Raw genomic sequence first — 14,325 nt, 5'->3', positions numbered from 1 at the left:
CCATCGTCTGCACGAGAATTCGAGCGCCGGCGGCTAGGAGACGGTGCGCTCTTGCTCCTATGAGGAGAGTAAGAGCCTATGGTTCAGTCTCAACAATCTGGCGTGCGAAATCGCTTGCTGCAGCGTATGTCCGTTGACGACTACGCGCTGTTGCAGCCGTGCCTTAAGCTGCTGCCGACCAGGATGCGTCAGACGCTGATCAGGCCCTATGAGCCGGTGACGCAGCTCTTCTTTCCTGAAGTGGGTTACACCTCTGTCGTGGCAGATGTCGCCGGCAGTCGCATTGAGGTTGGCGTCATCGGGCGCGAGGGGCTGGTTGGCCTTTCGCCCGTACTGCTCGACAGCGTCAGCGCGCCGTACCACGAGTTCGTACAATGTCCTGGCGAGGTGCTCGTCGTCAGTACAGCCCATTTCCGCGCGGCCGTCGATCGTAGCTCGACCTTGCGCACCCTGATGCTGCGCTATTTGCAAACCACGCTAATCCAGGCGCGACACACCGCGTATGCGAACGCCGCCTACACCATAGACGTTCGCTTGGCTCGCTGGCTCCTGATCTGTCACGACCGCTTGGATGGTGACGACATCCCAGTCACCCACGAATTTCTTTCGATCATGCTCGGGGTTCGGCGCTCCGGCGCAACGTTGGCGGTGCAAACACTAGAAAGTAATCTTCTCATCAAGGCACGGCGCGGGTGCATCACAGTGTTGAACCGCGAAGGCTTGGTCGCACTTGCCGATGGTTGTTATGGAGTACCCGAAGCTGAGTACGCTCGCTTGATTGAGGGCTCATGAGATGCCGCACTACTTTTTTAATCTACGGCATCGCCAAGGACCTGCTGGATTAGAGGTTGACCTGGAAGGCGAGGAGTTTCACGACTTGAACGCAGCGCGTGAGCGCGCGTTGGATACAGCACGTGATCATATTGCCAGAACACGGACAGACGTCATCCGCGATTGGTTCGTCTGCTCCTTTGAGATCCAGGATGAGAATGGCAACAGCGTTCTGACGGTGCCGTTCAGCGCTGTCGTTCCTGAGGAGGACGACGAAGAGCAAGCGGGCTGAGCGATAGGTCCGCTTTCAGCCAGAGGCACCTAGATGCGGACGGGCTGGAAACTACCCGTGACGGCAATAAATCTTCGTTCGCCAAGCTGCCCCGAAATGGACCTTCCGAGGGTCTGTGAAGGGTCGATAGCAACCTGAACGATGTGTCGGATATCCGATCGTTTTCCCGTCATCCTCTCGGAGCTCAGTTCAAGCCTCCTCAAAACAGCCGCTTTATGTCGGAAAAACATGACCGGTTTTCTATTTCTGATTAAACGCGCCTGAATCACTATCCCGACATACTCGTCGGATATACCCGCGTCTCCACCCTCGACCAGAACCTCGCCCTACAGCGCGATGCGCTCACCAAGGCCGGGTGCGAACGCCTGTTCGAGGAGAAGAAGTCTGGCAAGGCCGGGACCAAGCGCCCCGAGTTCGAGGCAGCCCCCGCCTACCTTCGGCCCACCGACGTGCTCGTCGTGTGGAAACTCGATCGGCTTGGTCGCTCGCTTGTCGAGATGATGCACACCATCGACAGCCTGCGGAACTTGACCAGGAACACCTCCTCAATCCGGCCGGTCGTGCGCTCTAGCAATGCGTCGGCAGCGTACAGGCGCCCTGTCAGCAGCTAGGCCCCATCGGCCTGGGCGGTCATCGTCTCGGCGAGCAGGGTAGCAGCTGCCAAGTTTTTTTAATATGAAGATTGTATTGTTTTAAAGCGGTAAAGCGATATAATACCGTTATTCCAACTGCACTCTGAATTGCGGGGGCCGGCCTGCCTTAGACAGGGCTCCTGAAGCGATAACCGCCTGCACCAGGCTGCCAGGTGGGTGCGTGTGCCGCTCGCAGCGCCAGAGCGCGTGTAGGCGGGCGTACCTCGCCGCAGGGCATAGCGCCCAGGCACTCAGCGGGCGTCGATCTATGGCGTCGAGGCCGTCGGCCGACAGCCCTCCCCCGACCAAGCCGAGCGCGTAAGCCATCTCTCGTGCCTCGTCGTACTCCGCCAGCGCGAATAACCCATCCATGTCGAACGATCGCCCGCGCTCGCTGGTTACCGCTTCGAGGCGCCGGACGACATTGGCGTAGCGCTCCAGGGCGCCACGATCAGGCGGTTCCCTCAGCTCATTTTCTCCCATTCCCTTAGCCCCTCCGTCAGTCGAAACGTAATTATCCGCCTAATGTAGTGTTAGTTTGTTTTACGGGTGATATAATATTAAAAACAATGTTTTTAATATTAATTCAATTTTTGACGCTGTCGCCTATTGAGCAAATCAACGAACAATTCCGCGTCACCGAGGCCGCTCTAGATGCTGCCCCTCAGGCCGGCGAGCCCAGCCGCTCCTATCGTAACGGAGTTGCTCGTCCAGGGCGTGTCATCGCTTGAGCCAATCGAGGGCGGCGGCGAGGTAGAGGACGCCCATGAAGCTGACGGCGGTCTTCTCGTAGCGGGTGGCGATGGCGCGCCACTCCTTGAGCCTGGCCCAGAGGCGCTCGACCTGGTTGCGGTTGTTGTAGATCCAATCCGGGCAGGCCACGGGCGCTTCGTGGCGCTAAGGCGGGATTGCAGGCCGAGCGCCCATGTCCCAGATGTGTTCGCGAAAGACGTGGCTGGTATAGCCGCGGTCTCCCACGACCCATTTGGGCACCCCCGGCAGTTGATCGAGCAGGGGAACAGCGTGAGGGAGTTCATAGGCCTGACCGGGCGCCAGCCGGAAGGCGATGGCGCGGCCCTGCCCGTCGGCGATCACGCAAGCCTTGGTGCCATAGCCACCACGCGAGCGGCCAAGAGCTTCACGAGCGTCTCGCTCGGCCGCAGATCCCCCCTTTTGGCGGCTCCCGCCTTTTGGTGCGCCCGCACGTTCGTGCCGTCGAGGAACACCATGCCGAGTTGGACGCCGCGTTCCTGCACGAGGTGAAGAAGCCGCTCCCAGACGCCGGCACGCGACCAGCGGATGAAGATCTGGGCGGCCCGCCACCAGGGTCCCAATTCCTCGGGAATGGCCCGCCATTTGGCCCCGTTCTGATGCCGCCAGAGAATGGCCGAGAGCGTGCGCTGCAGATCCTGCGGAGGCGTTTTGGCCTTGGGCCGGCAGGCTTCAATCAGAGGCTCCAGATCAGCCCATTGCGCGTCGCTCAGCATCGTCCCTCCTCCATCAGAGAGACGAAAACGCAAGCCCAGCCAATCTGTTCAGGCGACGACAGGCCTTAGAGGCTGAGCTAGCTACCGGGCAGCAGCCTAGAGCCAGCGAGAAGGCCGCCAGCGCCTCTTAGGAGGCCGAAGCCATCCAGGCTGTAACGCGGTGACATCCGGCTAAGCGACAGCCAGCAGGCCGTCGGCGCCCTTTGGCGGCCGCGCTCAATCCCTTGTTAATCCGCCATCATTAGCCGATAACGATCACGGGATTTTAATATGAAAAAGGGGGTGACAATGATCGTCACGATAGGGGCAACAAAGGGAGGCGTCGGCAAGAGCACCCTATCCATCAATCTCAGCTGCGCTCTGGCCGCGTCTGGCCGCGATGTGTGGTTAGTCGATGGTGACCGCCAGGGAACCAGCCAGACCGCCATCACCATCCGTACCGATAGTGGACAACAGCCTGGCATCGCGGTTGCTCAGTACGCCGACGGGCAGACCCTGCGCGGCCAGATCCAGCACCAGCGGTCCAAACACGACGTAATCATCATCGACGCCGGCGGCCGGGACTCCACTGCGCTGCGTGCTGCCTTGGTACTGAGCGACGTGCTGCTCGTCCCGTTCCAGCCGCGTAGCCTAGACGTCTGGGCGCTGCAGCAGATCTCTGACCTGATTGATGAGGCTCGCAGCGTGCGTGACGGGCTGAAGGCCTACGCAGTGCTCAACTTGGCGGACCCCGGGTTTACCTCGACTGACAACGTCGACGCAGCCGCGGCCATCGGAGATTGGCCTGCCTTAGAGTACCTGGACACGCCGATTGTTCGCCGGAAGGCCTTTGCCAATGCCGCCGGCCAGGGTGTCTGCGTCCACGAGCTGAACCCTAAAGACCCGAAAGCCTGCGCCGAGTTAGATAATCTGATCGCACACTTGTTTTAATATGAATTTCCTCTAGGAACCATATCATGGCAATCACACGTGCGCCGGCCAAGCCGACCTTAGAACCTGCTCCCGCTGCCCGCGAGGAACGTTTCATCTCCGGTGCCCCTGACGCTCAATCTCAGGCCACTGGCCGAGGAATCCGCAAGGGGAAGAAGGAGCAGATCACCATCACCGTAGCGCCGGAAATCCTGGATCGCGTGGACGAGGCTCGGCACAAGATGGGCCTGAGCCGGGCTGCGTGGATCAACACCTGCATCTTCCAGGGCCTGGAGAGCGGCTTCACCGGCATTCGGGGATCGCGGGATGAGTAGCGAGCCGAAGCAGCTTAGTGACCTGCTGGGGGAACCCGGGCTTGAGGCTAAGCTTGAGGCGCTGGGCAAGGCAGTGGCTCAGGACGCTGCCGTGAGGCAGGCTACACTTGAGCAAAACGGGGGGCGCGCGCCGAAGCGCCAGGAAGGCCCAGCAGAGCGCGCAGCACAGACCCAGGCTCGCAACCAAGGCAAGGCGCTGAACGGCTCCAGCGGCCAAGCTGTCGAGCTAGGGAGCCCAGCTCCGGCGCTCACTCAGCAGATCGACCTATTCATCGCCACCGGCCGAGCCGCAGCGCCCAAGGACGAGTTGGCGACCATGGAGCATCCGGTCTACGCGATTGAGGATGGTGACCAGCGGATCATGACCTACGAGCACAACGGCGTGACCTTGGAGGTGACGCCGTCAGTGAAGGGTAGGGCGACCATCCACGACAAGGACATCGTACTGACGTGCGTGTCCAAGGTCGTCGATGCCGTGAACCGCGGTGAGCCGGTCTCCCGCACCGTTAGCATCAAGGCGCACGACGTCTTGACCTTCACGAACCGCAGCACATCAGGTCGCGGCTACGAGCTGCTGGAGCAGGCCCTGGAGCGGCTTGCCGGCACCCGCATCAAGACCTCGATCGCCACTGGGAAACCGGCCAGGCGCCGCACCAAGGGCTTCGGCCTGATCGATGCCTGGGAGACCATCACCCGAGGACCGAACAATCGTCTTGAGGAGCTGCGTATCACCTTAAGCGAGTTCACCTTCGACGCCGCCATGGCGCTGGAGGTGCTGAGCATCGACCAGGACTACTTCAAGCTTCGGAAAGCCACTGAGAAGCGGCTGTACGAGCTGGCCCGCAAGCACTGCGGCGACCAGGGGCGATGGAAGGTTGGGCTCGAATTGCTGCAGAAGAAGGTCGGCAGCCGCCAGCCCCTGTTCAAGTTCCGGGCAGCCGTACGCAGCATTGGGGAAGAGGGGTCGCTGCCTGGCTACCACTTGGTTTTCCTGCACACCGACGATTCCGTAGTGTTCTACGGCCGGAGCGCGGCGGGCTTGGCGGCGATGGAAAGCGACCTAGTCACGCTCCCCAAGCCTAAGGCGGAAGGCTCTCGGCGAAAGTCGGTTCGCAGACCGACCACAAAGGGCATCTAATTCGTCACTCTACGGATAAATCACCACAAGGCATTGTTATTTATGAGACTTCACGGAATCTAAAGGAGACTGCCAAGTTCGTTCTTGACACGAAAAGCTGGGTTTTGCAGCCCCTTCGGATGCGGATTCGGCACTCTACGGATAGTTGCGGGCTCCGAACCCTACGATTCGTCACTCTGCGGATGTTCGCTTCGTCACTCTAAAGATAGAGGTTCGTCACTCTGCGGATAACACAATTCGTCACTCTGCGGATGATTACCCCCATTTTCGCCAGCAAAATCAGGAGTTTGCAAAGCCCTAACAACGCGCGCGCGTCTTTAACTGATTAACATATTTCTTAACGTCGTGGACAGAGGCACAGGAAAGCGGGGAAAATCTCGGCAGCGGGTTGGCTCGAAGACCTTGAGCCAAACGCGGAGTTAGGCCCGCAACTCGCCACCTTCACAGAATTCTGCCCTTACGATGTTCCCGTCGACCCAGAATCAATCGACACCTCCCCGTTGGCTTGGCGGGAAAGCCCACAGTGCCTCGAGGCGTGTCGTGAACTTGGATCTAAGACACAGAACGACCTATTCTGTCCCGCTTTTCCCCTTTGTTCGCCGAGGAAAGCCGAGCGGATCTATTCCCGCAGCGCAGGAGCTTCAGGAACCCTGATCGAGCCGCATCCTTGGAGAGGCCGTTGGCTGCTGGCCTGCTCCAGCTCTCTGCCTCCCAGCTCGCCGCACGCTTCACAGAAAGCCAGAGGGCCGTCCTGCGCATCGTCGGCGACGAGGTCGCGGCCAGCCTGGAGCGTGTCCAGACCTCGTGGGTTACTTGATAAGTTCACAAAGCGTCAGGCTGTTCGTTGCTCGCATCACCCCGTAGCTCCGGCTCGAACTCGTCGAGGGCGCGCAGTGCCTCACCTGTGACTTCGGTGACGAGGTCCTGCAAACCGTCTGCAATCTGGTTGCGGATCTCAACCTTAAGCACCTTGAGGAAGCTGCGCGCACCTGCTGTGCCACCCTGGCCAACCGCGAGCGCCAGCGCCTCCGCCCGGCCTTCGAGCCGATCGAGGCGCAGGATCATCGCCGAAAAGATCCGCGTCGCATCGCTCGCGAGCTGGTCGACAGGCACCAGCAGGTCCAGGTCACGCCCCAGAGCGATCTTCTCGCGATCAGCCTGGTAGGCCATGCGGCGCGCCTGCTCGGCTGTGTAGACCGGGTCACCCGACGCGCTGGTCAGCGGACCACCGCTTCTGCGGGTGGCGTGCCCCTGTTGCCGTGCCAGGTCGTTGGTTTGTCCCACCGCATCCTCGTACGCAGCCACGTTCACGAGCTTGACCCGGCCCTTGCCCGCCCGCGTACGGAGCAAACCCTGTGCCTCAAGGCGGGAAACCCGCTCGGAGACGGCCGCCTTGCCGAGGCCCTTCTCGGCAGCCAGGTCGGAGATGCTGAGCCACAGTCCCTCAGGGCCGGACGTGTTCGGTTCATCATCGATCATGTTCGGTGTGTTCGGTCAGAAGTTGGAGGGTGGCGCTAGCGCGATCCCGGGTGCTTTTCGCCCGCAGGTCTCAGCCAAAGGGGAGGGACCCGGGCAGGACAGGGGCCGCGATCGCGAGAGGCTGCCGAGTCGGGGCAGAGGGGCTGAAACCCCGGTACGCTGAGGGCTCTTCCACTATGCCCTCGCTGTGACGAGCCGTTGACTCGGACAGGATCACGGGTCGGACCAGAGAGGCCGTTAGCCTGTCTGGCCCGTGCGTTAGCTGCGTTAGCCCTGAGTTTCGAGCAGCCTCACTGGCCGGATCGCGGGTGCTATTCGTCCGTGAGCCGCGAAGGCGGCCCAGGGACCCGCATCGGACAGGGACTCTGCCGCTGCCGTCGACCCCAGGCATACTCGCGGCAAGGCGAGAGGAGGGTTCTGGCGCGGTCGCGCTTGCAGGCATGACCGGCAGGGCTGCTCTGGCTCGACCATGGCGCATGCCGAGACCTCGTAAGACCAGGGGGTGGGGAAGGTTCTGGGCCACGGAGAAACGCCGGCGCAGCAGCGCCAGGGGTGATCTGAGGCTTCAAAGCCCTCCCGACTATGGTCAAGGTATCCCCGTTCGGTCAAACAGCTGGCCGATGCAGGCAAAAAGCAGCGTTTTACCGTGCTACTTCAGTATCTTGTGACACACTAGGATGGCCCCGAAGCGGGCGCATGTCTCCGCGTGGTGAGCCTCCTTGAAGGGCCAGGCACAACGAGATTTGGCCACCGTAACCGGTAAGCCCCCGCTCTCGCAGCCCTGCTGGTTTCCTTCGCCGCGCTCCGTTCCCAGGCTGTTCCAACCGGGTTTATGGGAGGCTAGGCAGGGTAGCGGCGCCATTCAGTGCTACCCTCCCATAAATTGACCGCTCGAACTCTTCCCTAAGTCTCTGACTTAGCTAGTCTATTTTTCAAGTATGGGAGGGTAGGGAGGCTAGGGAGAATAAAACTCGGGTACACATGGAAAACTTTTCGAGGAGGCTGGATTTTTGAAACTCAAGACGCTTCTACGTAAGCATGCTGGGTTTGCCTCCCTAGCCTTCCTAGCCTCCCAGAGGCAGGCTAAGCTCTTGATGTTGTTCAGCCCCGGACCCCGCTGGTTCTGGGAGGCTAGCCGGAAACCGGCGCGCTACCCTCCCTAGCCTCCCACGCTGAGGCCGGGGCACCCGGGGGCGCAGGCACAGCAAGGATGCTCAGGCTGCCACCTTGCCTAATCGAACCAGCTGCAGACGCGGATTCGTGCGGCCATCCAAGCTGTGGCCCGTACCGTCTTCGCGGCACGAAGGTGACACCAGCGCTGGCGCAATAATCCTGCTTTTGTCGACCTACCAAGTGCGAAAAGCGTTCCGCTATCCACAGTTTCGAGAGCTTGGCCTCTCCCAGGCGTTTTTTGCTGCGCGAGGGTTGCGAGGGTTGCGCGAGGGTTTTTTCAAACCCTCGCAGGCCGCTTTGTTGTTTATTCTCCTGCTCTTACCTACCCCCCTGCGAGGGTTGCGAGGGTTTAGAGCCCCCTAGATACATATAGAACTTTTTCGAAAATCTGGCCCCCGGACCCCCAACGTCTCATGCGCGCGCGCGAGGGCTAAACCCTCGCAACCCTCGCAGCTTGCGTGTAACCGATTGCCATGCCGTTGGTTTTTGTCTGCGAGGGTTTGGAAATAACCCTCGCGCAACCCTCGCAACCCTCGCACTCTTGGCAGGTTCGCCCGCGAATTTGGTCGCTCGCGAAGGTTAGCGCGCCTCAGCGCCCCCAGCAAAGGGGGGGCGGGGGGCCGTTAAAGGGGGGAGAGGCGAGCCAAGATCTCTCCGGTCGGTGCTCTAGAGGTTCCATCAAACCAGGTCGCATTCAGCAGCACTCGCTTTTGCGTCGATCGTAACCCGTATCGGAATTGTGCCGGGCGGCGGCGCAAAATCTTTCTATACGGCCCGTCAGCGGCGATGTTTCGTTTTCCGGGCTTCTCCCGCGCCAAAACTATTCACGGGCGCTGGCGGTGCCTCCAGGGCGATTTTAACATCAGGCGAGCCGAGAGGGGTCGCAGGCACATACCGCCAACGGCCGAGTCCGTTCGTCTACCAGCGCTGGCGCGTTCTGCGCGAAGCTTGCATGAGCACACGGCCCCGTTGCCGTCTCACAAGAGCCTATCACCCCGATGAGCCGAGCTTGGCCAAGCGGCGGATCCTGTGCGAGTCTCACGCTGCAACGAGAACCACAGGGAGGCTTGGAGGAGGTGACAATCGCCAAACGTCAGCTCGCCGCTTCGCTGCGCGTGTGCTCGCATGTCGCCGATCGCGAGACCATTGCCGGCTTCCTGGCTGATGAGGCCACGCAGCCCAGCGTCAATCCCTTCCGTCAGACCAGTGCGGGAGCCCAGCTCACCACCTGGACCGGACAGAGCTTCGAGTTTCACGCCAGCCGAACCGAGGCGCTCGGTCTTGGCTGTCTGCTACGCGTGCTCAGTGCATTGCCCGGCGACACGGCGCTGGTGCAGGAGCTCTTCGGCTCCGGCCCCTACAAGGCCTACATCTACCATCATGGCGATGGCTGCCGGATCGCTGGAGCCGTCCTACACGGCCGGACCCGGATGGCGTTGCCCGACATCAAGCGCTTGCCAGCACGACGAAGAGCGCGGCAAACGAGCCTCGTTCAAGCGCTTCAGCTGGATCTCTTCGCATTTGCCGGACGCGGATAAGGCATCCAGGTCAGTCGGTAGTCCTGTCCCACCGGTAGCACTGTGAGAGGCGTTTCTGGAGAGCGTCAGCCTGCCATGGCCCGCATCTCGCTCACCCCGTCGTGAAGCACGTATCCGCGTCCCCAGACGGTCTCGATATAGTTCTTGCCCCCTGAAGCATCCGCGAGCTTCTTGCGCAACTTGCAGATGAACACGTCGATGATCTTGAGTTCGGGCTCGTCCATGCCGCCGTAGAGGTGGTTGAGGAACATCTCCTTGGTCAACGTCGTGCCCTTGCGCAGGGCCAGAAGCTCCAGGATCTGGTACTCCTTGCCCGTGAGCTTCACATAGCTGCCATTGATCGCGACCGTCTTCTGGTCGAGGTTCACGATGAGGTCGCCGGTGGTAATCAGCGACTGGGCGTGGCCCTTCGAACGGCGCACGATCGCCTGGATGCGGGCGACGAGCTCGTCCTTGTGGAAGGGCTTGGTAAGGTAGTCGTCGGCGCCAAAGCCGAGACCCTTCACCTTGTCCTCGATCCCCGCCATGCCCGACAAGATCAGGATGGGCGTCTTGATCTTCGCGGCACGCAAGGACCTCAGCACCTCGTAGCCTGAGATGTCGGGCAGCGTCAGATCGAGCAGGATGATGTCGTAATCGTAGAGCTTGCCGAGATCGATCCCCTCCTCACCCAGGTCGGTGGTGTAGGTGTTGAAGCTCTCGGACCTGAGCATCAATTCGATGCTCTGCGCGACGGAGACATCGTCCTCGATCAGCAGCACGCGCATGGGCCAGGATCCTCCAAAGGTTGAGGCATCCTGAAGGGACATCGGCAATAAACCGTTAAGGTTCACCCGCGGCTAAAAACAACAACGGCCACAGATGCTGGGACATGGTGCGCGTACATCCGGCGTCACCCTATCCCGGCATCGTGGCCGTATCCGACCTGGCCATAGAGCCATGAGCGGTATGATCCTCATATGGGGATCGTGTGGTTAACGATCAATGAGGGCGACGAGCAGCGACTCAGCCGCTGGAGCTTTCTCTCGATGAGAGCGGATAAGACCAGCGCGTTCCAAGAGGAAGAAGTCTCACCGCCCGATGGGTAGTCCGGCCGTTGTGCTGATCTACCAACAGGCTCGCGGGAGACGCCGCTTCCATCGCTCGGCACGCGGCAGCCCCGCACCCTCGATCCGTGCACTGCGGGGATGACGGACAAGCTTCACCGGAGCCACCTGAGAAGACACAGGGCTTTCGGGCACTGGCAGGATCGGCCCAGACGGTATGAGGATCGCCGTCTCAGCTGCGAGTTTTGGCTCAAGCTTGAGCTTTGGTGGCCTGCCCCGGCGACGCGGGCCTTCGGTAGCCTCCTGGAGGGACACGGTGCGACGAACTCGAGGCATGGGGGGCTCCGGCGGTCTGTCAAACTCGGGCTCAGGCGCTGAGGGCTCCCAAGCGATGAGGCTTGGCAGAATACGGCGTGGCTCCGCAGCTTCACCGGTGACCGAGGCTGACACGGCCTTCTCTTCGAAGACCGAGGCCCAGGAGGGGGGCGGGCTGGCGAGATGCTTGCCACTCTCCCGCCCCTGAGGGGACTTGGTCGGGATGAAGCTTCGGCCGGATGTGGTGCTGTGTTTGATCTCAACGGTAAATGACCGCCGTGCCTGTTTGCGCAACGTGCTCTCTCAATAAAATGGGTCTAGGGCTAGGTTGGCCAATCAGGCGGAACGACCCGCCGCATTCTATGATGCCAAGTACGGATCATCTATAGGGACCTATCGTGTCTCTATGCAAGGATGACGTGTGCAGAATGATGCGCACTCTTCCGTAGAGGCTTAGTACGAACGGCCTTCGTCGCTCAAACCTTTGGCCGCTGTGTCTGCATCAGCCCTCATGATCGGGCGCACTGCATTCAAATTTCCTAAAAAGTCAGACACGGTTATAGAAATTGTGCTCGCAAGTCCTTAAAGGAGTGCTGAGCGCTGATCTGTTGCTATCCAAAGAGCCCGAACAAGTCATCCGCCCTCATGGGGTAAGTTGATGAGGCTGCAGGTCCGCGCAAGGCTCATTTTAGGAACTCGCAACACTCATGGACGATCAGACCGCCGCGTCGCAGCCCGACATCCTTGGCCTCACGGCTGATCTCGTTGCTGCTTATGTCACAAATAACTCTATCCCAGCGAGCGAACTGCCGGGCTTGATGGCGAAGGTCCATGCATCTCTGAGTGGCCTGACGAGTGCCGCCTCGGCCGAACCTGGCAAGCCCGAGCCTCTGACGCCGTCACAGATCAAAAAGTCGATCACCCCGGACGCGCTCATCAGCTTTGAGGATGGCAAGTCCTACAAGACGCTGCGGCGCCATCTCACCCTGCGTGGTCTCTCTCCCGAGGCCTACCGTGAGAAGTGGGGGCTACCGGCCGACTACCCAATGACGTCGGCTTCCTACTCGGCGCAACGCTCGGAACTCGCTCGCAGCCTCGGCCTGGGTCAGCAGCGTCGCAAATCGTCCCCGATCACTGCGAACGATGAGCAGACGCAGGATGAGGGGGCTGCCCCGAAGCGTCGCGGTCGCCCGCCCAAGACCGTTGAGGCCGACGAAGCCGCGGATGAGGCACCGGCGGACGTCTGATACGGATGGGGAACTGCCTGCATCAGCTCAGGGTGTGCATGAACTCCACGCCTGACGTCGGTGCGTCAGCCAAGAAGACGATGACGACCGCGTCCTGTACGAGACCGGACGCGGCTCCTCGATCGTGAGGAAGTCGCGGGAGCCTTCGACCTCGCTCGTCAGTCCATGCGCCGGGGCAGGCACCCGCCAACCGTCGTCGCCAGGATGGTTGATCGTGTGGGCCACAACCGTCACACGGCCCACACGCTCGGCATCAGCGTACGAGTTCGATGGCCACTCTGAGCGGACTGGCCAGATCGCTCCAAGCCCGATCCGCGGTCAGAGCCGTCGCCCCGCGCTGTTGCGCCAGGGCGAGGCACGCGCGATCGCCCAGTGAAAGGCCCAAGCTTTTGGTCAGAGGCCGTAGCATTCCCACCGCACGGGCCTGAACGTCATCGAAGGGAACGACCCGGAGGTGGAGGCCGTCGATGGCTTGCGCGATCCGCGCTTCCGATCCGCCGACCTCGGCGAGCTTGGCGTAGACTTCAGACAGGTTCACGGCGCTGATCGAGGCTCGCGGCAGTGCGAGTACGACCCGCTCGGCGCCATCTTCTCCTTGCAGCAGACAAAGCAGTGCCGAGGCATCGAGGACGAAGGCCTCAGTCATGCTCAGCCTCGACCCGACGCTCGGCAATCAGATCGTCGGCCAGGCTGACATCGTCCGGTACGAACTCGCGGACGATCTCCTGAGCCCGGCGCACGGCTGATGACAGCGAGCGCACGTGCAAGCCATCCTCTTCCAACTCGAGCACAACGGTATCACCGGTGTCGATCCCGAGTTTACGTCGGAAGGCGGCTGGAATGATGAGCTTACCCCCATCGATAATTTTGACCGCCTGCGATGCCATGGGAGCCATCCTGGATCATACTGAGACAGCCGATCATACCTACTAGGCTTGTAGGTATCAACCAACAGACCAGTCGGAATGGCGACCGCGTCGTAAGGGCGTGCTCGGTACACCGCTTCAGACAAAAGCGCTGAGCGCATTGAGATCCACCACAGCCTGACTCTACCAGTTCGATCAATCGGACCAAGACGCGGATCACGAAATCATTCACAAGGAAGGTTCACGGATCATAGAAAGAATGACGGCTTGCGATACGACAGCTGTGCCGTTAGGCCTGATCCATCGAGTTTGTCACACAATCGCTCGTTTGCGTGACAGCGACGCCCGAGCGAGATGCGGATGAGCGGTGAGCGTTCGGATGCTTTCAGAACGGCAAGTGAGGATCGCGACCTATGCTGCTCGGCTATATGCGCGTGTCGAAGGCCGATGGCTCGCAGACCACCGACCTGCAACGCGATGCGCTTCTTGCCGCCGGGGTCGAGCCGGACCGGATCTACGAGGATCACGCGTCCGGCAAACGTGACAGCCGTCCTGGGCTGGAGGCGTGCCTCAAGGCGCTGCGCGAAGGTGATACGCTTGCAGCCTGGAAGATCGACCGCATCGGTCGCGACCTGCGCCACCTCGTCAACACCGTTCATGACCTCACCAAGCGCGGTGTCGGTCTCAAGGTCCTGACGGGGCAGGGGGCCAACATCGACACCACCACCGCCAATGGCCGTCTCGTGTTCGGTATATTCGCGGCATTGGCGGAGTTCGAACGCGAACTCATCATCGAGCGGACCAAAGCCGGGCTTGCGTCTGCCCGGGCCAGGGGCCGAAACGGCGGCCGCAAGCCGAAGATGACGGCGGCCAAGCTGAGATTGGCGCAAGCCGCGATGGGAAAGCCTGAGACGAAGGTCGCCGAACTCTGCGCTGAGCTCGGCGTCACTCGGCAGACCCTCTACCGCCACGTCGATCCCAAAGGCGAGTTCAGGCCAGACGCCATGAAGATCCTCGGGATCACACCGAAATAAGAGGTCATTGGAACATCCATCGCATCTGGTGTGGTGATCCAGTTTCCGCCGGTTGGGCTCGGG

Annotated in this window: 13 protein-coding genes and 2 pseudogenes; 10 read left to right on the top strand and 5 right to left on the bottom strand. The window is 61.1% G+C overall.

Annotated elements, in window-relative coordinates; genetic code table 11:
• The first annotated feature begins 78 nt into the window (after positions 1 to 78).
• From OF380_RS27960 to OF380_RS27950, 3 genes and pseudogenes are all read left to right on the top strand, one after another.
• A complete protein-coding gene (locus tag OF380_RS27960) occupies positions 79 to 792 on the top strand; it encodes a Crp/Fnr family transcriptional regulator (protein ID WP_264051611.1) in 714 nt (237 codons plus the stop codon).
• A 1-nt stretch (position 793) separates the two neighbouring features.
• A complete protein-coding gene (locus tag OF380_RS27955) occupies positions 794 to 1,063 on the top strand; it encodes a DUF6894 family protein (RefSeq protein ID WP_264051610.1) in 270 nt (89 codons plus the stop codon).
• Positions 1,064 to 1,341: 278 nt separating this feature from the next.
• A pseudogene (locus OF380_RS27950) lies at positions 1,342 to 1,587 on the top strand (recombinase family protein); the annotation flags it as partial.
• Between the two features lie 828 nt (positions 1,588 to 2,415).
• Here the strand turns inward: OF380_RS27950 and OF380_RS27945 are convergent.
• Positions 2,416 to 3,182, bottom strand: a pseudogene (locus tag OF380_RS27945) (IS5 family transposase).
• A 288-nt stretch (positions 3,183 to 3,470) separates the two neighbouring features.
• On the opposite strand from OF380_RS27945, the gene OF380_RS27940 reads away from it, so the two are divergent.
• From OF380_RS27940 to OF380_RS27925, 4 genes are all read left to right on the top strand, one after another.
• Positions 3,471 to 4,112: an AAA family ATPase gene (locus OF380_RS27940; RefSeq protein WP_264051613.1), complete on the top strand. Its 642-nt coding sequence runs from the start codon at positions 3,471 to 3,473 to the stop codon at positions 4,110 to 4,112.
• A 26-nt stretch (positions 4,113 to 4,138) separates the two neighbouring features.
• Positions 4,139 to 4,426, top strand: a complete 288-nt coding sequence (locus OF380_RS27935) for a ribbon-helix-helix domain-containing protein (protein ID WP_264051609.1) — start codon at positions 4,139 to 4,141, stop codon at positions 4,424 to 4,426.
• Positions 4,419 to 5,564 (top strand): replication initiator protein A, encoded by a 1,146-nt coding sequence (locus OF380_RS27930; protein WP_264051608.1) that lies wholly within the window; start codon positions 4,419 to 4,421, stop codon positions 5,562 to 5,564. Before OF380_RS27935 ends, OF380_RS27930 begins: the two co-directional genes overlap by 8 nt.
• Positions 5,565 to 6,243: 679 nt before the next feature.
• A complete protein-coding gene (locus OF380_RS27925) occupies positions 6,244 to 6,381 on the top strand; it encodes a hypothetical protein (RefSeq protein ID WP_264051607.1) in 138 nt (45 codons plus the stop codon).
• A gap of 5 nt (positions 6,382 to 6,386) precedes the next feature.
• Here the strand turns inward: OF380_RS27925 and OF380_RS27920 are convergent, their stop codons facing one another.
• Positions 6,387 to 7,043, bottom strand: a complete 657-nt coding sequence (locus tag OF380_RS27920) for a MarR family transcriptional regulator (protein WP_264051606.1) — start codon at positions 7,041 to 7,043, stop codon at positions 6,387 to 6,389.
• 2,249 nt (positions 7,044 to 9,292) lie between these two features.
• On the opposite strand from OF380_RS27920, the gene OF380_RS27915 reads away from it, so the two are divergent.
• On the top strand, positions 9,293 to 9,754 hold the full coding sequence (locus OF380_RS27915) for a hypothetical protein (protein WP_264051605.1): 462 nt from the start codon (positions 9,293 to 9,295) through the stop codon (positions 9,752 to 9,754).
• Between the two features lie 65 nt (positions 9,755 to 9,819).
• On the opposite strand, the gene ctrA is transcribed toward OF380_RS27915, so the two are convergent.
• A complete protein-coding gene (ctrA, locus tag OF380_RS27910) occupies positions 9,820 to 10,521 on the bottom strand; it encodes a response regulator transcription factor CtrA (protein ID WP_264051604.1) in 702 nt (233 codons plus the stop codon).
• A 1,301-nt stretch (positions 10,522 to 11,822) separates the two neighbouring features.
• Between ctrA and OF380_RS27905 the strand changes: the two genes are divergently transcribed.
• The gene (locus OF380_RS27905) at positions 11,823 to 12,362 is read left to right on the top strand and encodes a MucR family transcriptional regulator (protein WP_264051603.1); all 540 of its coding nucleotides are present in this window, start codon (positions 11,823 to 11,825) and stop codon (positions 12,360 to 12,362) included.
• A 253-nt stretch (positions 12,363 to 12,615) separates the two neighbouring features.
• Here the strand turns inward: OF380_RS27905 and OF380_RS27900 are convergent, their stop codons facing one another.
• The gene (locus OF380_RS27900; RefSeq protein ID WP_264051602.1) at positions 12,616 to 13,008 is read right to left on the bottom strand and encodes a type II toxin-antitoxin system VapC family toxin; all 393 of its coding nucleotides are present in this window, start codon (positions 13,006 to 13,008) and stop codon (positions 12,616 to 12,618) included.
• Positions 13,001 to 13,249 (bottom strand): AbrB/MazE/SpoVT family DNA-binding domain-containing protein, encoded by a 249-nt coding sequence (locus OF380_RS27895; RefSeq protein ID WP_264051601.1) that lies wholly within the window; start codon positions 13,247 to 13,249, stop codon positions 13,001 to 13,003. The genes OF380_RS27900 and OF380_RS27895 overlap by 8 nt, the downstream gene beginning before the upstream one ends.
• A gap of 392 nt (positions 13,250 to 13,641) precedes the next feature.
• On the opposite strand from OF380_RS27895, the gene OF380_RS27890 reads away from it, so the two are divergent.
• Positions 13,642 to 14,262 carry a recombinase family protein gene (locus OF380_RS27890; protein WP_264051600.1) on the top strand — a complete coding sequence of 207 codons (621 nt, stop codon included), beginning with the start codon at positions 13,642 to 13,644 and terminating at the stop codon, positions 14,260 to 14,262.
• Positions 14,263 to 14,325: the final 63 nt, after the last annotated feature.

The organism is Methylobacterium sp. FF17 (genome assembly GCF_025813715.1).
In the GTDB taxonomy this organism is placed as follows: Bacteria; Pseudomonadota; Alphaproteobacteria; order Rhizobiales; family Beijerinckiaceae; genus Methylobacterium; species Methylobacterium flocculans.
The sequence above is the reverse complement of the archived record's forward strand: the minus strand, read 5'-3'. Positions and strand labels throughout refer to the sequence as shown.